The 17,112-nt window shown below is 55.8% G+C and carries 16 protein-coding genes; 4 read left to right on the forward strand and 12 right to left on the reverse strand.

What is annotated here, in order from left to right; genetic code table 11:
* Positions 1 to 49: 49 nt before the first annotated feature.
* Both ptsI and crr read left to right on the forward strand, forming a co-directional pair.
* The gene (ptsI, locus tag KVT28_RS13480) at positions 50 to 1,777 is read left to right on the forward strand and encodes a phosphoenolpyruvate-protein phosphotransferase PtsI (RefSeq protein WP_110866519.1); all 1,728 of its coding nucleotides are present in this window, start codon (positions 50 to 52) and stop codon (positions 1,775 to 1,777) included.
* A 41-nt stretch (positions 1,778 to 1,818) separates the two neighbouring features.
* The gene (gene crr, locus KVT28_RS13485) at positions 1,819 to 2,322 is read left to right on the forward strand and encodes a PTS glucose transporter subunit IIA (RefSeq protein ID WP_008107804.1); all 504 of its coding nucleotides are present in this window, start codon (positions 1,819 to 1,821) and stop codon (positions 2,320 to 2,322) included.
* 228 nt (positions 2,323 to 2,550) lie between these two features.
* Here crr and KVT28_RS13490 read toward each other — a convergent pair whose 3' ends face one another.
* From KVT28_RS13490 to KVT28_RS13540, 11 genes are all read right to left on the reverse strand, one after another.
* Positions 2,551 to 3,912 (reverse strand): ATP-binding protein, encoded by a 1,362-nt coding sequence (locus KVT28_RS13490; RefSeq protein ID WP_217548924.1) that lies wholly within the window; start codon positions 3,910 to 3,912, stop codon positions 2,551 to 2,553.
* Entirely contained in the window at positions 3,909 to 4,589 is a 681-nt protein-coding gene (locus KVT28_RS13495) for a response regulator transcription factor (RefSeq protein ID WP_008107810.1), read from the reverse strand. The genes KVT28_RS13490 and KVT28_RS13495 overlap by 4 nt, the downstream gene beginning before the upstream one ends.
* Positions 4,590 to 4,765: 176 nt before the next feature.
* The gene (gene cysM / locus KVT28_RS13500) at positions 4,766 to 5,647 is read right to left on the reverse strand and encodes a cysteine synthase CysM (protein WP_110866517.1); all 882 of its coding nucleotides are present in this window, start codon (positions 5,645 to 5,647) and stop codon (positions 4,766 to 4,768) included.
* A 72-nt stretch (positions 5,648 to 5,719) separates the two neighbouring features.
* Complete coding sequence (cysA, locus tag KVT28_RS13505; RefSeq protein WP_192233086.1) at positions 5,720 to 6,808, reverse strand: sulfate/thiosulfate ABC transporter ATP-binding protein CysA; 1,089 nt, start codon at positions 6,806 to 6,808, stop codon at positions 5,720 to 5,722.
* Positions 6,798 to 7,670, reverse strand: a complete 873-nt coding sequence (gene cysW, locus KVT28_RS13510; RefSeq protein WP_217548926.1) for a sulfate/thiosulfate ABC transporter permease CysW — start codon at positions 7,668 to 7,670, stop codon at positions 6,798 to 6,800. The genes cysA and cysW overlap by 11 nt, the downstream gene beginning before the upstream one ends.
* Positions 7,670 to 8,503 carry a sulfate/thiosulfate ABC transporter permease CysT gene (gene cysT / locus KVT28_RS13515; RefSeq protein WP_064739484.1) on the reverse strand — a complete coding sequence of 278 codons (834 nt, stop codon included), beginning with the start codon at positions 8,501 to 8,503 and terminating at the stop codon, positions 7,670 to 7,672. Before cysT ends, cysW begins: the two co-directional genes overlap by 1 nt.
* Positions 8,503 to 9,519 carry a sulfate ABC transporter substrate-binding protein gene (locus KVT28_RS13520; protein WP_217548928.1) on the reverse strand — a complete coding sequence of 339 codons (1,017 nt, stop codon included), beginning with the start codon at positions 9,517 to 9,519 and terminating at the stop codon, positions 8,503 to 8,505. The genes cysT and KVT28_RS13520 overlap by 1 nt, the downstream gene beginning before the upstream one ends.
* A 269-nt stretch (positions 9,520 to 9,788) precedes the next feature.
* On the reverse strand, positions 9,789 to 10,685 hold the full coding sequence (locus tag KVT28_RS13525) for a Dyp-type peroxidase (protein ID WP_217548930.1): 897 nt from the start codon (positions 10,683 to 10,685) through the stop codon (positions 9,789 to 9,791).
* A gap of 101 nt (positions 10,686 to 10,786) precedes the next feature.
* The gene (locus KVT28_RS13530; protein ID WP_101763568.1) at positions 10,787 to 11,407 is read right to left on the reverse strand and encodes an RpoE-regulated lipoprotein; all 621 of its coding nucleotides are present in this window, start codon (positions 11,405 to 11,407) and stop codon (positions 10,787 to 10,789) included.
* Between the two features lie 63 nt (positions 11,408 to 11,470).
* Positions 11,471 to 11,923 carry a DUF2919 domain-containing protein gene (locus KVT28_RS13535; protein WP_254633536.1) on the reverse strand — a complete coding sequence of 151 codons (453 nt, stop codon included), beginning with the start codon at positions 11,921 to 11,923 and terminating at the stop codon, positions 11,471 to 11,473.
* Positions 11,924 to 11,931: 8 nt separating this feature from the next.
* On the reverse strand, positions 11,932 to 12,357 hold the full coding sequence (locus KVT28_RS13540) for a GNAT family acetyltransferase (protein WP_061717913.1): 426 nt from the start codon (positions 12,355 to 12,357) through the stop codon (positions 11,932 to 11,934).
* 210 nt (positions 12,358 to 12,567) lie between these two features.
* Here KVT28_RS13540 and amiA point away from each other — a divergent pair, with 210 nt between their 5' ends.
* Both amiA and hemF read left to right on the forward strand, forming a co-directional pair.
* A complete protein-coding gene (gene amiA, locus KVT28_RS13545) occupies positions 12,568 to 13,425 on the forward strand; it encodes an N-acetylmuramoyl-L-alanine amidase AmiA (RefSeq protein WP_217548935.1) in 858 nt (285 codons plus the stop codon).
* A 48-nt stretch (positions 13,426 to 13,473) separates the two neighbouring features.
* Complete coding sequence (hemF, locus tag KVT28_RS13550; RefSeq protein WP_217548937.1) at positions 13,474 to 14,394, forward strand: oxygen-dependent coproporphyrinogen oxidase; 921 nt, start codon at positions 13,474 to 13,476, stop codon at positions 14,392 to 14,394.
* Positions 14,395 to 14,498: 104 nt separating this feature from the next.
* Here the strand turns inward: hemF and maeB are convergent, their stop codons facing one another.
* Positions 14,499 to 16,778 (reverse strand): NADP-dependent oxaloacetate-decarboxylating malate dehydrogenase, encoded by a 2,280-nt coding sequence (maeB, locus tag KVT28_RS13555; RefSeq protein ID WP_217548941.1) that lies wholly within the window; start codon positions 16,776 to 16,778, stop codon positions 14,499 to 14,501.
* Positions 16,779 to 17,112: the final 334 nt, after the last annotated feature.

Below are 17,112 nucleotides of genomic sequence, written 5' to 3' on the forward strand. Positions count from 1 at the left end.
AGTGGCGACGCATCGGGTCAATGAGCCATCGTGATTAAAAGGTAGGGTTATGATTTCAGGCATTTTAGCATCACCGGGTATCGCTTTCGGCAACGCACTTTTGCTGAAGGAAGATGAGATCGTCATCAGCCGTAAAAAAATTACTGACGATCAGGTTGAGCAGGAAGTTCAGCGCTTCCTTGATGGACGCAGCAAAGCTGCTTCACAGCTCGAAGCCATTCGCATTAAAGCCGGTGAAACCTTCGGTGAAGAGAAAGCGGCGATCTTTGAAGGTCACATCATGCTGCTCGAAGACGAAGAGCTTGAGCAGGAAATCATCGACCTCATCAAGAAAGACCATGCTACCGCGGACGCCGCTGCTCACACCGTGATTGAAGGCCAGGCCGTTGCACTGGAAGAGCTGGATGACGAATACCTGAAAGAGCGTGCGGCTGACGTACGTGATATTGGTAAGCGTCTGCTGCAGAACATTCTCGGTCTGCACATTGTCGACCTGAGTGCGATTGCTGACGAATCTATTCTGGTGGCGAAAGATTTAACGCCGTCAGAAACCGCACAGCTGAACCTGAAGAAGGTGCTGGGCTTTATTACCGATCTGGGTGGGCGTACATCTCACACCTCGATCATGGCGCGTTCGCTTGAGCTGCCTGCGATTGTCGGCACCGGCAACGTGACTGCCACCGTGAAAAACGGTGATTTCCTGATCATTGATGGCGTGAACAACAAAATTTACGTCAATCCAACTGATGACGTGCAGGAAGAACTGAAAGCAATTCAGACTCAATATCTGTCTGAAAAGCATGAACTGGCGAAACTGAAAGATCTGCCAGCCATTACGCTGGACGGCCATCAGGTTGAAGTCTGCGCTAACATCGGTACCGTGCGCGATGTCGCCGGTGCAGAGCGCAACGGCGCGGAAGGTGTTGGCCTGTATCGTACCGAGTTCCTGTTTATGGACCGTGATTCACTGCCAACCGAAGAAGAACAATTCCAGGCGTATAAAGCCGTGGCTGAAGCCGTGGGTTCGCAGGCGGTTATCGTGCGTACCATGGACATCGGCGGCGACAAAGATCTGCCTTACATGAACCTGCCGAAAGAAGACAACCCGTTCCTCGGCTGGCGCGCGATTCGTATCGCCATGGACCGTAAAGAGATTTTGCATGCGCAGCTGCGCGCGATTCTGCGTGCATCCTCATTCGGTAAACTGCGCATCATGTTCCCAATGATCATTTCAGTAGAAGAAGTTCGCATTCTGAAAGGCGAACTGGAGCTGCTGAAAGCGCAACTGCGCGAAGAAGGCAAATCCTTTGATGAGACCATTGAAGTGGGCATCATGGTTGAAACGCCAGCATCCGCAGTGATTGCTCGTCATCTGGCGAAAGAAGTCGACTTCTTTAGTATTGGGACAAATGACCTGACGCAGTATACTCTGGCGGTCGATCGTGGTAATGATTTGATTTCACACCTCTATAACCCAATGACGCCGTCTGTTCTTGGCCTCATTAAGCAAGTGATCGATGCATCACATGCCGAAGGGAAATGGACCGGCATGTGTGGTGAGCTGGCTGGTGATGAACGTGCTACACTACTGTTACTGGGAATGGGGCTGGACGAATTCAGCATGAGCGCCATTTCAATCCCAAGCATCAAGAAAATCATTCGTAATACTAATTTCGAAGATGCGAAGGCATTGGCGGAGCAGGCTCTGGATCAACCAACAGCGGATGATTTGATGAATTTGGTCAACAAGTTCATTAAAGAAAAAACGCTCTGCTGATCCACGGACGCTAGCCTCAAATTACTGCTTAGGAGAAGATCATGGGTTTGTTTTCTAAACTTTTTGGCGAAAAATCAGAGAGCGCGTCAGGCACTATTGATATCGTTGCGCCTCTGTCAGGCGAAATCGTAAATATCGAAGACGTACCTGATGTGGTATTCGCTGAGAAAATCGTGGGTGACGGTATCGCAATCAAACCAACCGGCAACAAAATGGTTGCACCGGTTGATGGTACTATCGGCAAGATTTTCGAAACTAACCACGCATTTTCAATCGAGTCTGATAACGGTATCGAACTGTTTGTTCACTTCGGTATCGACACGGTTGAGCTCAAAGGTGAAGGTTTCAAACGCATCGCTGAAGAAGGCCAGAAGGTTAAGAAAGGCGACGTGGTGATCGAGTTTGATCTGGCACTGCTGGAAGAGAAAGCGAAATCCACGCTGACGCCGGTTGTAATCTCGAACATGGACGAGATTAAAGACCTGATCAAACTCTCCGGTCAGGTAACTGTGGGCGAGACTCCGGTTATCCGCATTAAAAAGTAAGCTTCGGCTGATTCGTGAGAATTGCAAAACGGCACCCAAAGGGTGCCGTTTTTTGTTTCAGTCTGCCCTACTCTTGCATCTTTCAACGCGCACAATGCGGGAAGAGGTCGGGACGACGGGGCAGAGGAGTAAAGCGTCTCGCGCCAGGGAAGGCGCGAGCCGAGGCCCAGGGACGGTTTATGCCGTCTTTACGATCTGCCCCGTCGTCCTGACCGGCTGCACTAAGCCTTATTCCTGCTTCCAGCGCGGTAACCTTAACGTTAACTCCAGACCACCTTCCGGGCGATTTACCGCCTGAACTTCACCGTGATGCGCCAGAATCACCTTACGCACAATCGATAGCCCCAAACCGTAGCCTTTGCCCATCAGCGGAGAATTAACCCGTACAAAAGGATCGAAGATGCTCGAAAGCTTCTCATCGTCCACGCCCGGCCCTTGATCGCGCACGCTAATTGCCAGCCACTGATTTTCCGCCTGCAGCCGCACGTTGATGTGCTGCCCTTTGTGCGAGAATCGCAGCGCATTGCGCAGCACATTCTCCACACCACGACGAATCAGTTCCGCATTGCCGTGAACGGTGTAATCGGCATTCTCATCCACCTGAAAATCGACAATCACGCCGGGAATCTGCGCTTCGTAGCGCACATCGGTCACCACCGCATGCAGCAGGCCGGTAAGGTCGAAATATTGTTCCCCAGGCATACTTTCGTGCTCAGCGCGCGAAAGCGTCAGCAGCTCGCCAATCATCTTGTCGAGGCGTCGGGCTTCCTCATCAATGCGATTGAGCGAGGATTCGACGGATTCCGGCGTCTGCCGCGCCAGGCCTGTCGCCAGCTGCAAGCGCGCCAGCGGTGAACGCAGCTCGTGGGAGATATCATGCAGCAGCTCCTCACGCGCTTTCACCAGCGTATCGAGGCGCTCGACCATCGCATCAAAATCCTGCGCAACGTTCGAGAGCTCATCATGGCGTTTGCGCATCACCGGATAGAGCCGTACCGACAAATCACCGCTGGAGACGCGCGCAAAGCCCTCACGCAGCTGCTGCATTGGTCGCGTCAGGTTCCACGCCAGCAGCAGGCTAAACAGCAGCCCCAATGCGCCAGCGAAGGTAAACATCGGTTCGGGGATATTCAGGATGCGGCGCGGGCGGCCGCCGCCCATTGAGCTGTCTTCGCGCAGACCTTTAACGTCGTAACGCAGCTCGTACTGTTTGCCATCCTGCCCTTTTACCCAGCGCACAATCACATCAGGAAACGGTCCCTGAAAGGGTTCGTTGATGCTTTCTGGCGGCGCATTGTTGGGCGTCGCAGCGGGTTTTTCGTGCTGGATCACCGAGAAGAATTGCCGATCGTTCGGTTCCCAGTCGGCCATCATGTCATCAAGCGAGCTGGGACCACCGCGCTCCAGTACTGAAACCGCTGACGCCATTTGCAGATTAACGATACGCCGAATCGCCACCAGCTCTGGCGGCTCATGTCGATTACCGGAGAGCGTAAAGCCTAGCCACAACAGTTGGCTGATGATGACAAACACAATCCAGAAGCCCAGCAAAATCTTCCAGAACATGCGGCCGCGATAGCTGTGTTTCATCGAATGCGATAACCAATACTGCGCACAGTTTCAATGTTGACGCTGTCGGCGGTTAAGGCAGCCAGCTTTTGACGGATGTTGCTGATATGCACATCAACGCTACGATCGTAAGCTTCGCGCGGACGGCCAAGGCCTTTTTCCGACAGCTCATCTTTCGACACCACGCGATCCGGCGCACGCAGCAGCAAATCCAGCAAGTTAAACTCTGAAGCCGTCAGATCGAACGCTTTGCCCTGCCATTCGGTGATACGCGTGGCGGGATTGAGGCTGAGATCGCCCCAGCGTAGCAGCTCTTTCTTATCCGGCAGCGGAGTCTGATCTTCAAAGCGACGCAGCACGGCGCGCAGACGGGCCACCAGTTCACGCGGATAGCACGGTTTCGGCATGTAATCATCCGCACCCATTTCCAGGCCGATCACCCGATCAATATTGTCGCCTTTCGCCGTCAGCATAATTACCGGTAATCGGCTGTTCTGCCGCACCTGGCGCAGCACATCGATGCCGCTCATATCAGGCAGCATGATGTCGAGAATCATTGCGGTATAGTTGCCCGATAACGCGCCCTCCACACCGGCGCTACCGGTTAAAACCAGTTGTGTTTCAAAACCTTCAGCAATCAGGTATTGGCTCAACATGGTGCCAAGTTCTACATCATCATCAACCAGCAGAATTTTCATCGTTATCTCTCGTGTAAATTGCCGCTATTTTGTCCTGAGTCCACAACGAACGCAGCCGGTTTTACGCGATCCTTACGTTGCTTACGTCAGACGAATATTACGAAGACTATAGACAAAAATGGCCTGGACGTACCATCACAGTACGCGCAGGCCAAATCATCGGTGGGAAAGTGGGATCAGTGGAAAACGCCGGTTGAGAGATAGCGGTCGCCGCGATCGCACACAATCGCCACCACCACGCTGCCAGGCTGCGCCGTGGCGATACGCAATGCGCCGGCCACCGCGCCGCCAGAGCTGACGCCACAGAAAATCCCTTCACGCTGCGCCAGCGCGCGCATGGTCTCTTCCGCCTCGCGCTGCGCCATATCTATTACCTCATCCACTAACTCCGGACGGAAGATGCCAGGCAAATAGGCTTCAGGCCAGCGACGTATACCGGGAATGCTGCTGCCCTCTTGTGGCTGCAGGCCAATTATCTGCACCGCTGGCGCGAACTCTTTCAGGTAACGCCCAACGCCGGTAATGGTGCCGGTGGTGCCCATGCTGGAGACAAAATGCGTCATGCGGCCAGCGCTTTGCTGCCAGATTTCCGGGCCCGTGGTGAGATAGTGGCCCAGCGGATTATCGGGATTGTTGAACTGATCCAGCACGCGTCCTTCGCCGCGATCGGCCATCGCCTGCGCCAAATCGCGTGCCCCTTCCATGCCCTGCTCGCGCGATACCAGCAGCAATTCAGCGCCGTAGGCGCGCATCGCATCCTGGCGCTCCTGGCTCATGTTATCGGGCATCAACAGGCGCAGCTTGTAGCCCTTCATCGCGGCGATCATCGCCAGCGCAATGCCGGTATTGCCGCTGGTGGCTTCAATTAAGGTATCGCCCGGTTTGATGTCACCGCGCAACTCCGCCTGATGAATCATCGACCAGGCCGCACGGTCTTTGACGGAACCGGCTGGATTGTTGCCTTCCAGCTTTAGCCAGATCTCGCTGCCGTTATCAGGCGTCAGGCGCTGCAACTTTATCAACGGCGTATTGCCGATGGTATTTTCCAGTGTGGTCACGGTTTAATTCCAGACGAAAGAGGGGCAAATAAAACGGGCGGGAAAGTCCCGCCCGAAGGAGTGTCAAAAATATCAGGCGCTCTCGGCAAAGGCAACCGGGCGCAGCGGCGTAGTGCCATGGTAAATTCGCGCCTGTTGCAGGCCAACGAACAGGCGTTCACCACGCACCGGCGCATGGTGATCGCCGTCGAACACCACGGAGAACACCTCGCCCTGCCAGCCGCTCGGCTGAACAACCAACTGCCAGAAGTGGCCGCGCGGGCTGATCTCCAGCACCTGCACTGGCAAAGGCGTTTCCAGGCTGCTCTGGCGTGAAATATCGATTTCCCACGGACGCAGGAACAGTTCAACTTCGCCCTGATGCGCAGGCGTGTAGCCCAGCGGCCAGCGATGCGCGGCCACATGGAACTGCGAGCCGTGTACTTCGCCTGTAAAGCGATTCACTTCGCCAAGGAATTCCAGCACAAAGCGCGTCGATGGATCGCGCCATACGTCATCTGGCGTACCAACCTGTTCAATGTTGCCCTGGCTCATCACCACCACGGTGTCCGCCACTTCCATCGCTTCTTCCTGGTCGTGGGTCACGAACACGCTGGTGAATTTCAACTCTTCATGCAACTGACGCAGCCAGCGACGCAACTCTTTACGCACCTGCGCATCCAACGCGCCAAACGGCTCATCCAGCAGCAGAATTTGCGGTTCTACCGCCAGTGCACGCGCCAGCGCTACACGCTGCTTCTGTCCACCCGACAACTGTGCCGGGAAGCGGTTGCCCAGATGGGAAAGTTGTACCATCTCAAGCAGACGCGTAACGCGCTGTTTGATCTCAGCAGCACCTGGACGTTCGCGACGTGGCAGAACGGTAAGGCCAAAGGCGATATTGTCGAACACCGTCATGTGGCGGAACAGCGCGTAGTGCTGGAACACAAAGCCCACCTGACGATCGCGCGCATGGATGCGGCTGACGTCTTTGCCATTGAAATGGATCTGTCCGCTGTTCTGATGTTCCAGCCCAGCGATGATACGCAGCAGCGTGGTTTTACCAGAACCGGATGGCCCCAGCAGCCCCACCATCTTGCCGGAAGGAATATCCAGAGAGATGTCGTTAAGAACCGATGTGCGGTCAAACGATTTGTTGATTTGTTTAATCTCAATGCTCATGATTTTCCTCCTGTAGGCGCTTCTGCTGATGCTCTAATCGCCACTGCACCACGCTTTTCAGAAACAGCGTTACGATTGCCATCAGGGTCAGCAGCGCGGCGGCAGTAAAGGCGCCCACGGTGTTGTAATCCTGATGCAGTAATTCAACCTGAAGCGGCAAGGTATAGGTTTCGCCGCGAATCGATCCCGAAACCACCGAGACCGCACCAAATTCACCAATCGCACGTGCGTTGGTCAGCACCACGCCGTACATCAGCGCCCAACGGATATTCGGCAACGTCACGCGGCGGAACATCTGCCAGCCGGATGCGCCGAGCAGCACCGCCGCTTCATCTTCGTGACTGCCCTGGCTCAGCATCACCGGCACCAATTCACGCACCACAAACGGACAGGTAACGAAGATGGTGGCCAGCACCATGCCCGGCCAGGAGAACATAATCTGAATATTATGCGCATCCAGCCAGCCACCGGCAGGACCGTTGACGCCCCAGAACAGCAGATACATCAACCCGGCAACCACCGGCGACACCGCAAACGGGATATCAAACAGCGTCAACAGCAGCTGGCGGCCGGGAAAGGTGAAGCGCGTCACCAGCCACGCCAGCAGCGTACCGAACACCATGTTGACCGGTACGGTAATCAGCGCCACTAAGAGGGTCAGCCAGATGGCGTGCAGCATGTCGCCATCTTTCAGGTTACTCAGCGAGGCAACCAAACCCTGGTTGAGCGTTTCCCAGAAGATGGAAACCATCGGCACCACCAGCAGCAGGATGGAAATCAGCGCACCGATGCCAATCAGCAGCCACTTGCCCCAGTTGATTGGCTGGCGGTCGGCGTGGTTGATGTGTGAAATCTCCGCCATCAGTGGCCTCCTAAGCGACGGCCAAAGCGGCTCTGCAAGGTGTTAATCGCGAACAGCAGCAGCAAGGAAGCCGCCATGATCACCGAGGCGATGGCGCTCGCCGCCGGATAATCAAACTCCTGCAGACGCACAAAAATCATCAGCGAGGTCACTTCCGTTTTCCAGGCGATGTTGCCGGCGATAAAGATTACCGCGCCAAACTCACCGATGCTGCGGGTAAACGACAGCGCAGTGCCGGCCAGCAATGCCGGCGCCACTTCTGGCAGCACCACGCGACGGAAGCTCTGCCAGCGCGTTGCGCCCAGCGTTTCCGCGGCTTCTTCATATTCCGGACCTAACTCTTCCAGCACCGGCTGCACGGTACGCACCACAAACGGAATGCTGGTAAAGGCCATCGCCACAGCGATGCCGAGCCAGGTGTAAGAGACTTTAATATCAAAATGCGCCAGCCACTGACCGTACCAGCCGTTGACCGAAAACAGACCCGCCAGCGTTAAACCTGCCACCGCAGTCGGCAGCGCAAACGGCAGATCCATCAAACCATCCAGCAGCGTGCGGCCGGGGAAGCGATAACGCGTCAGAATCCACGCCATCAGCATGCCGAATACGGCGTTGAACAGCGAGGCCACGCCCGCCGCCAGAATCGTCACTTTATAGGCGGCGATCAGCTGTGGATGGCTAATCACCGCCCAGTATTGCGCCAGCGTCATTTGCGACAGCTGCATCAGCAGCGCGCTGATCGGCAGCAGCAGAATCAGACAGGTGAAGAGTAAGCTGGTGCCGAGGCTCAGTCCAAAGCCCGGCAAAACACGTTTTTGAGCGAGCGCGAACATTAACCGCGCCCCGCTGCCAGTAATTTGTCCAGCTCACCGTCATTGGCAAAATGGACTTTCATCACGTTATCCCAGCCGCCAAAGGCGTCTTTGACGTTGAACAGTTCTGTCTGCGGGAAGCGATCTTTCTGCTCCGCCATCAGCTGCGGGTTATTCACGCGATAATAATAATTGGTGATGATTTTCTGCGCTTCAGGCGTGTAGAGATAATTCAGATAGGCTTTGGCCGCGTCGGTGGTGCCGTTGTGCTCGACATTTTTGTCGACCCACGCCACCGGGAACTCCGCCAGAATATTGGTTTTTGGCACGATCACTTCGTAGTCGTCTTTGCCGTACTGATTACGGATGTTATTCACTTCCGATTCAAAGCTGATCAACACATCGCCCAGACCGCGCTCGGCAAAGGTGGTGGTCGCACCGCGACCGCCGGTATCAAACACTTCCACGTTCTTGAGGAACTTCGCCATAAAGGCTCTGGTTTTGGCTTTATCTTTGCCATCCGCCTGATCGGCAGCGCCCCACGCGGCGAGATAAGTGTAACGGCCGTTACCCGAGGTTTTTGGGTTAGGGAAAATCAGCTTCACGTTATCGCGCGCCAGATCGGCCCAGCTGTGAATCTGCTTCGGGTTACCTTTACGCACCAGAAACGCCATGGTGGAGTAAAACGGTGAGCTGCTGTTTGGCAGACGTTGTTGCCAGTCAGCGGGAATCAGTTGGCCTTTGTCGTGCAGCACCTGCACATCTGTCACCTGATTGTAGGTCACCACATCGGCGCGCAGCCCTTGCAGAATCGCCAGCGCCTGCTTAGAAGAACCGGCGTGCGACTGCTTGATGGTCAGTTTGTCATTGGGATGGGCAGCGTCCCACTGTTTTTCAAAGGGTGCATTAAGGGCAACGAACAGTTCGCGCGAAACGTCGTAAGAGCTATTCAGCAACTCGGTCGCTTGCGCCGCACCGGCTAAAGCACACGACAGCGCGATACCGCCAAGCCATTTTTTCGAAATCGGAAGTGTCATGCTGCACCCTGAAAGACGGCAGTTAAGCCAATGCCATTAGATGCTGTCAGTGTATTTATAACTCAGGGGAAAGCTGTAACGGTTTTATATATCGTTTAGGGATTTAAAAGTCTAAAAAGGCATAAGACGGCGGGAGAGTTTATGCGGCGAATGCAAATGTAAATCGGCATTAAGCGATTCATTGCGCATTAAATTGCGCCGCGACAAATAAGGGCTGATATCCGTAGCGGCGCGATGAATCGCCCCAGGTTGACCTTAATACATAGCGGTTACAGCGCTTGCAAAGCATCCAGCGACGGCGCAAAAAAGTAGCTGCCGCTGACCGGTTTGGTGAAGCGCAGCATGGCGTCCATTTTGCCGTCGCGCTCGCCGAACATGCTCAGCAATTGCTGCTCGATATTGTAGAGACGATGGCAGTAAGAGATGAAGTACAGCCCATGCGTGCCACTGGCGCTGCCGTATGGCAGGCTCTGGCGCAGAATCTTCAGCCCTTTGCCCTTTTCTTTCAGATCGACACGGCTGAGATGCGATGTAGCAGGACGCTGATCGCCCGGCAGCTCTTCATCCGTCTCTTTAGTACGGCCAATAATCGCTTCCTGTTTCTCCACCGCCATGCGGTTCCACAGCTTAAGGTTGTGCTCCCAGCGCTGGGTAAACACATAGCTGCCGCCCGCATCCGCGCCTGCGCTGATAATCGCTACCTCCTTGCGCGCTTCACCCTGCGGATTTTCCGTGCCATCGACGAAGCCCGACAGATCGCGATTTTCAATCCAGCGGAAACCGTGCGTCTCTTCTTCGATATTGACCGCAGCGGCAAAGGCGCTCAGTGCCGCCTGAGCCAGCGCGAAGTTCACGTCATGTCGTTGGGATTGAATATGGATCAGCAAATCGCGCTGCGTGGCAGGCGCAATGCCGTTACCAAGCGCGGCGAAAGCTTTGAGTTCAGGTGCAGAAGCGTTGCCTTGCAGATCGCGCCACAGCGCATCACCAAAGGCGATCACCGCGCCCAATCCGGCATCACTGAATTGCGTCTGCAGCGCTTCAAGCTGCTGTATGAAGAATTTGCAGCCCTGGCGCAGCGCGTCAAGATCGCCCGTGACGCGGGCTTCGAGCCAAATGGCGAAACGGCGGTGCTCCAACAGGATCCCGCTCTGAAACTGAGACATTGCTATGCTCTCCGGCATGAAGATTAGACGACATTTTTTCGCCCGCATCATACCGGAAAGCCACACTTTTTGAGTGGGTTTTTAAGCAAGTTTTATCTGGTTTAACGCTGCCAGACGATCTTGCTGATTTTCCAGCTTTTCAGGGTATCGTCCGACGGCATCAAGCCTTCCGGACCATGCCATTCACCGCTGTAAATGTAGGAGATGTGCTGGCTGCCCGGCGCACGGCACTCAACATCGCGTGCATCAAGACCGGTGACCATTTTGCAGTTATTAAAGGCTTTGCTGAACTTGTCGCTGAACAGATCGCCGATCTTGCTGCCGTCCGCCGCTTTGGCATCGGCATCCTGCACTTCAATGCGCTCCACGCTGCTGCTGCCGTTAATCACCAATTTAACGTTGTCGCCATCCAGCGCCTGCCAGAAATCCATCACCTGACCATTCTGCGTGCGCATGCCCTGACGCAGTTTGTAATCGCCGTTCAGCGCTTTATGGATGGCGTCTTCCGACATTGAGGTGGTGCTCGTCAGGCCCGCAACGCCTTGCTCGGTGACCTCCAGCGATCCACCAAACCAGCCGAGTGGATTGAGCGCCGACCAGTGATAGCTAAGCGGATTGTACCAATGGCTTTCGCTATCGCTCGCGCTGCCAGAGGAACCCGAACTGGCGCAGCCGGCCAGAACCATGCTGCTAACCAGCAGTGCGTGACGAACAACTTTCATGAAAACTCCTTGATCTGCTAAGCCGATTGGCGTGCCTGTTGGAGTCACAAACCGGCAAAAAGTTTATTCGACCTGCTGATGTTCCGGCAGAAAGCAGTCGCGCAGGCGAGGTTGCGTTTGCAGCCAGAACAACGCCAGCAGGTCAAATAGCGTCAATAACAGCGGCAGCGGCGAGTCGGGAAAGGCGCCTTGCAGCAGGCTGGAACCCTGCCACAGCAGGCTGACAAGTAGCGATGCGCTCAACACATGACGCCAGCTTTGCCACAAGCGCGGCCAGCGCTGGCGATAGCCGGTCAGCAATAAGCCGATAGACGCCGGAATGCCTAACCCCAGCCCCAGCCAGAAGCTTTGGCGGTCGGGATAGAACAGCGCCAGCAAATCATTGCCCTGCTGGCGTGATGCGCCCGCCATCACCAACAGCAGCCAGGTGCGCGCCTGCAATAACAGGATCAGCCAGAAAAGAAACGGCAGCCGCAGCTGCCCTTTCGCATCGTACTCTTCGGGAAGGTATTTCAAACCGACCCTCAATACTCGCGATCTTCAATCAAACGCTTGCCCAGCAGCAGCGAGTCCACCGGCTCGTATTCGAGCTTTTCGTAAAACGCCACCACCTGATCGTTCTCTTCGCGCACCATCAAATTGATTTTTGGGCAACCGCGCGCAATCAGCTTCTTCTCAAGACGATTCATCAACGCATTGGCAAAGCCACGGCCCTGATAATCAGGATGCACCGCCAGATAGTAGACGGAGCCGCGATGGCCGTCGTAGCCGCCCATCACCGTACCGACCACTTCGCCACCGACTTCCGCGACCAGAAACAGTTCCGCGTCGTGGTTCATTTTGCGTTCAATGTCCAGCTCCGGATCGTTCCATGGGCGTAACAAATCGCAACGCTCCCAGAGCGTGATCACTTCTTCAAAATCTTCCTGGCGGAAAGAACGGATTTCCATCGACGTTACCCTGCTGTTAGGCACAATTCGCTGATTATCACGCATTCTTTGCCAGGCGCAACCCTCACGCGTGACAACGGAGCAAAAAAACGCGACATCGCTGTTAGTCTGTTGCAATAGAAAGTAAACACTTGAAATAGTTGCGAGGTCGCTGCCTGGCTATTGTTACGCTATAACACTGGGCAGGATTTACCTGCCATGGACCCGTAAATGAAGAAGATTTCACTGCTTAAGCGCCTTACCAATCGTCGCCAACTGATACTTTCCGGTTTAGCGCTGGCGGTGTTGTCACCGCGTGCGGTGCAGGCCAAAGAACAGAACAGCGATTTGCGCGTCAGTCCGCGTCATACGCCACCGAAACCCGCCAGCAACGGCAAACGCATCGTGATGATCGATCCCGGCCACGGCGGCATCGATTCCGGCGCCGTCGGCGAAGAGGGTTCGGAAGAGAAACACATTGTGCTGGCGATCGCCAATACCGTGAAGACGCTGTTGCAATCGCATCCACGCATCGAAGTGCGCCTGACGCGCGACAGCGACCACTTTATTCCGCTCTATCAGCGCGTCGAAATCGCCCACCAGCACGGCGCTAACCTGTTTATGTCGATTCACGCCGATGGCTACACCAGCCCGGATGCTAACGGCGCATCGGTGTTTGCCCTTTCCAATCGCGGTGCCAGCAGCGCGATGGCGCGATACCTTTCGCAGCGTGAAAACGATGCAGACAAAGTGGGCGGTGCTGAGGTGCAGGATAAAGATCATTACCTCAACCAGATTCTGTTCGATCTGGTGCAGACCGATACCATTCGCAACAGCCTGACGCTGGGTAAACACGTCCTCGACCAGATTCGCCCGGTGCATCATCTGCACAGCCAGCACACCGAACAGGCTGCATTTGCGGTGCTGAAATCGCCGTCGATTCCTTCGGTGCTGGTGGAAACCTCCTTCATTACCAATCCGCGTGAAGAGCAGCTGCTTGGCACGCAGGCGTTCCGCCAGAAAATTGCCAGCGCCATTGCCGACGGCATCACTCGCTACTTCGATGAGGTCGATCGTCGCGAAGCATAGCCTTCATCCTGTGGTAGAATCGCGGCAAATTTCCGGAACGAGTGACTGATGAGCAATCCCGATATTTCCCGCGTCAAAGCCTTTTTGCTGGCGCTGCAAGATGATATTTGCGCCCAATTAGCGGCGGAAGATGGCAAGGCGAGCTTTGCCGAAGATGAGTGGCAACGTCCCGGCGGCGGCGGCGGACGCAGTCGCGTATTGCGTGATGGCGCGGTGTTTGAACAAGCCGGCGTTAACTTCTCGCACGTGCACGGCGATCAAATGCCCGCGTCCGCCACCGCGCATCGTCCTGAACTGGCCGGGCGCAGCTTTGAAGCGATGGGCGTATCGCTGGTGGTGCATCCATCCAATCCTTACGTGCCCACCAGCCACGCCAATGTGCGCTTCTTTATTGCGGAAAAACCGGGTGCCGATCCGGTGTGGTGGTTTGGCGGTGGTTTCGATCTCACGCCCTATTACGGCTTCGAACAGGATGCGCTGCACTGGCATCAAACCGCACACGATCTGTGCCAGCCGTTTGGTGAGGAGGTTTATCCGCGCTACAAAAAGTGGTGCGACGATTACTTCTACCTCAAGCATCGCGACGAGCAGCGCGGCATCGGCGGCCTGTTTTATGACGACCTGAACACGCCCGATTTCGATTACTGCTTCGATTTCATGCAGGCAGTCGGCAACGGTTTCGCCAACGCCTACCTGCCGATTGTGGCCAGGCGCAAAGCGCTGCCGTGGGGCGATCGCGAGCGCCAGTTCCAGCTCTATCGTCGTGGTCGCTACGTCGAGTTCAATCTGGTGTGGGATCGCGGCACGCTGTTTGGGCTGCAAACCGGCGGCCGCACCGAATCCATTTTGATGTCGATGCCACCGCTGGTGCGCTGGGAATACGATTATCAGCCAGAAGCCGATTCCCCCGAAGCCGCCTTGTACCGCGATTTCCTGCCAGTCAAAGATTGGTTGAAGCTACATAATTAACAAACCGGACACCCCGTAGCGGCGCGATTTATCGCGCAATGAATTGCGCCGCGACAAGGTGTGCAGAATTTCATTGCGGCGCAACACATTCGCCAATCAAGTCGTTACAACGGCTCGGTCTGCGCCTCCACCACCGCTAACGCCACCATATTCACGATGCGCCGCACCGAGGCGATACGCGTCAACACATGCACCGGCTTGCTGATCCCCATCAACACCGGGCCCACCGTGACACCTTCGGAGCAGGAGACGCGCAGCAGGTTATAGCTGATACGCGCCGCTTCGACGTTCGGCATAATCAGCAAATTCGCAGTGCCTTTCAGCGGGCTGTCCGGCATCAGTTCACGGCGAATGCTCTCGACCAGCGCCGCATCACCGTGCATTTCGCCGTCAATCTCCAGATCCGGGGCGCGTTGCTGAATCAACGCGAGTACGTCGCGCATTTTGCGCGCGCCCGGGGCATTTGAGGTGCCAAAGCTGGAGTGCGACAGCAGCGCCACGCGCGGTTCAATGCCGAAGCGTCGCACCGTTTCCGCCGCCAGCAGCGTGATATCCGCCAGCTGTTCCGCGCTGGGATCTTCATTAACGTAGGTGTCAGCTATAAAGGTATTGCCGCTCGGCAATAGCAGCGCATTCATCGCGCCCGCTACCTTCACGTCCTCTCGCAGCCCAAACACTTTCTCCAGCACATCATAATGTTCCTGATAATCGCCGATGGTGCCGCAGATCAGCGCATCGGCTTCACCGCGATGCACCATGATCGCGCCAATCAGCGTGGGATTGCCGATCACCGCGCGCTGGGCAGTTTCCGGCGTAACGCCGCGCCGTTTCATGATCTGGTAATACTCATTCCAGTACTCTTTAAAACGTGGATCGGATTCGTTATTGACGATCTCAAAATCTTTGCCCGCCTCGATCTTCAAACCCTGCTTTTGCAGACGCATAGCGATGACATTCGGCCGGCCAATCAGGATCGGCTTCGCCAGCCCTAACGTCACCAGCTCCTGCGTGGCGTGCAGCACGCGCACCTCTTCGCCTTCGGCCAGCACCACGCGTTTGGGATCTCTACGCGCCTGCGAAAAGATCGGCTTCATAAACAGGTTGGTTTTATAGACGAACTCGGTGAGCTGCTCACGATAAGCATCAAAATCCTCAATCGGTCGCGTGGCGACGCCCGATTCCATCGCCGCTTTCGCCACTGCGGGCGCGATCTGCACGATTAAACGCGGATCAAACGGTTTGGGGATCAAGTATTCCGGGCCGAAGCTCAGATCCTGATCGTCATACGCCGACGCCACCACATCGCTCTGTTCCGCCTGCGCCAGCGCCGCAATCGCATGGACCGCCGCCAGCTTCATCTCTTCATTGATCGCGGTGGCACCCACGTCCAGCGCGCCACGGAAGATAAACGGGAAGCACAACACGTTGTTCACCTGATTGGGGAAATCAGAGCGCCCGGTGCAGATAATCGCGTCGGGCCGCACCTGTTTGGCCAGCGGCGGCATGATTTCCGGTTCGGGATTGGCCAGCGCCAGAATCAGCGGATCCTGCGCCATCTTCTGCACCATCTCCGGCGTCAGCGCTTTGGGGCCGGAACAGCCAAGGAAAATATCCGCGCCGCCAATCACCTCGTCCAGCGTGCGTGCGCCGCTGTCGGCCACCGCATAGGCCGCTTTGGTCGGCGTCATATTCGGCTCACGATCGCGATAGATCACGCCTTTGGAATCGCACACCACAATGTTGTGCTGCTGCATGCCGAGCGCCACCAGCAGATTCAGGCAGGCAATCGCCGAGGCACCTGCGCCGGAAACCACCAGCCGCACCTCGCTGATGGCTTTTTTAACGATGGTTAAGCCGTTGAGCACCGCCGCGGTACAGATGATCGCCGTGCCGTGCTGATCGTCGTGGAACACCGGGATCTGCATGCGCTCACGCAGCTGTTGCTCAATATAGAAACACTCGGGGGCTTTGATATCTTCCAGATTGATGCCACCAAAAGTGGGTTCCAGCGCGGCAATCACCTCAATCAACTTATCGGGATCTCGCTCATCGATTTCGATATCAAACACGTCAATGCCGGCGAACTTTTTGAACAGCACGCCCTTGCCTTCCATCACCGGCTTACTCGCCAGCGCGCCAATGTTACCCAGCCCCAGCACCGCGGTGCCGTTGGAGATCACCGCCACCAGATTGCCACGCGCGGTATATTTGCGCGCCGCCAGCGGATCGGCGGCAATTTCCAGACAAGGCGCAGCGACACCGGGCGAATAGGCCAGCGCCAGATCGCGCTGCGTGGCTAACGGTTTGGTGGGTGAAACCTGAATTTTTCCGGGCGTGGGAAATTGATGAAAATCGAGCGCGCTTTGCTTGAGTTGATCGTCCATTGGGCATCCTTTGGCATCGCTAAATAGGCATTCAGTATAGGAATGTGCGGCACAAAAGAGGGTGAAGGCGCTCAAAGAACGCACAGACTGAAAGGCACGGATTGCCACCGCTTCGCCTGCGGGATCGGCACAGCCTGCTATCCTTATTGATGGCAAAAAGCGTAGCTGAACCGTTTAGGCCAGTCCTCCTTTCACTATCGCACCTCTTAAGCGCCACGACGCCACAATCAGAGAAAACGCATTTTCTTCGTGTAACGTCTGTAGCACTGTGTTGGACCAATACTTAACAGGAATGGGTGCAACACCTTTGCCCACATTATTGCTAATCAAGGAG

It is taken from the genome of Pantoea sp. GbtcB22, assembly GCF_019091025.1.
Lineage (GTDB): Bacteria > Pseudomonadota > Gammaproteobacteria > Enterobacterales > Enterobacteriaceae > Pantoea > Pantoea leporis.

Bases quoted from the DNA above. Each gene is read 5' to 3' on its own strand.
- ptsI (WP_110866519.1), top strand. From the start codon at position 50: ATGATTTCAGGCATTTTAGCATCACCGGGTATCGCTTTCGGCAACGCA.
- crr (WP_008107804.1), top strand. From the start codon at position 1,819: ATGGGTTTGTTTTCTAAACTTTTTGGCGAAAAATCAGAGAGCGCGTCA.
- KVT28_RS13490 (WP_217548924.1), bottom strand. From the start codon at position 3,912: ATGAAACACAGCTATCGCGGCCGCATGTTCTGGAAGATTTTGCTGGGC.
- KVT28_RS13495 (WP_008107810.1), bottom strand. From the start codon at position 4,589: ATGAAAATTCTGCTGGTTGATGATGATGTAGAACTTGGCACCATGTTG.
- cysA (WP_192233086.1), bottom strand. From the start codon at position 6,808: ATGAGCATTGAGATTAAACAAATCAACAAATCGTTTGACCGCACATCG.
- cysW (WP_217548926.1), bottom strand. From the start codon at position 7,670: ATGGCGGAGATTTCACACATCAACCACGCCGACCGCCAGCCAATCAAC.
- cysT (WP_064739484.1), bottom strand. From the start codon at position 8,503: ATGTTCGCGCTCGCTCAAAAACGTGTTTTGCCGGGCTTTGGACTGAGC.
- KVT28_RS13520 (WP_217548928.1), bottom strand. From the start codon at position 9,519: ATGACACTTCCGATTTCGAAAAAATGGCTTGGCGGTATCGCGCTGTCG.
- KVT28_RS13525 (WP_217548930.1), bottom strand. From the start codon at position 10,685: ATGTCTCAGTTTCAGAGCGGGATCCTGTTGGAGCACCGCCGTTTCGCC.
- KVT28_RS13530 (WP_101763568.1), bottom strand. From the start codon at position 11,407: ATGAAAGTTGTTCGTCACGCACTGCTGGTTAGCAGCATGGTTCTGGCC.
- KVT28_RS13540 (WP_061717913.1), bottom strand. From the start codon at position 12,357: ATGGAAATCCGTTCTTTCCGCCAGGAAGATTTTGAAGAAGTGATCACG.
- amiA (WP_217548935.1), top strand. From the start codon at position 12,568: ATGAAGAAGATTTCACTGCTTAAGCGCCTTACCAATCGTCGCCAACTG.
- hemF (WP_217548937.1), top strand. From the start codon at position 13,474: ATGAGCAATCCCGATATTTCCCGCGTCAAAGCCTTTTTGCTGGCGCTG.
- maeB (WP_217548941.1), bottom strand. From the start codon at position 16,778: ATGGACGATCAACTCAAGCAAAGCGCGCTCGATTTTCATCAATTTCCC.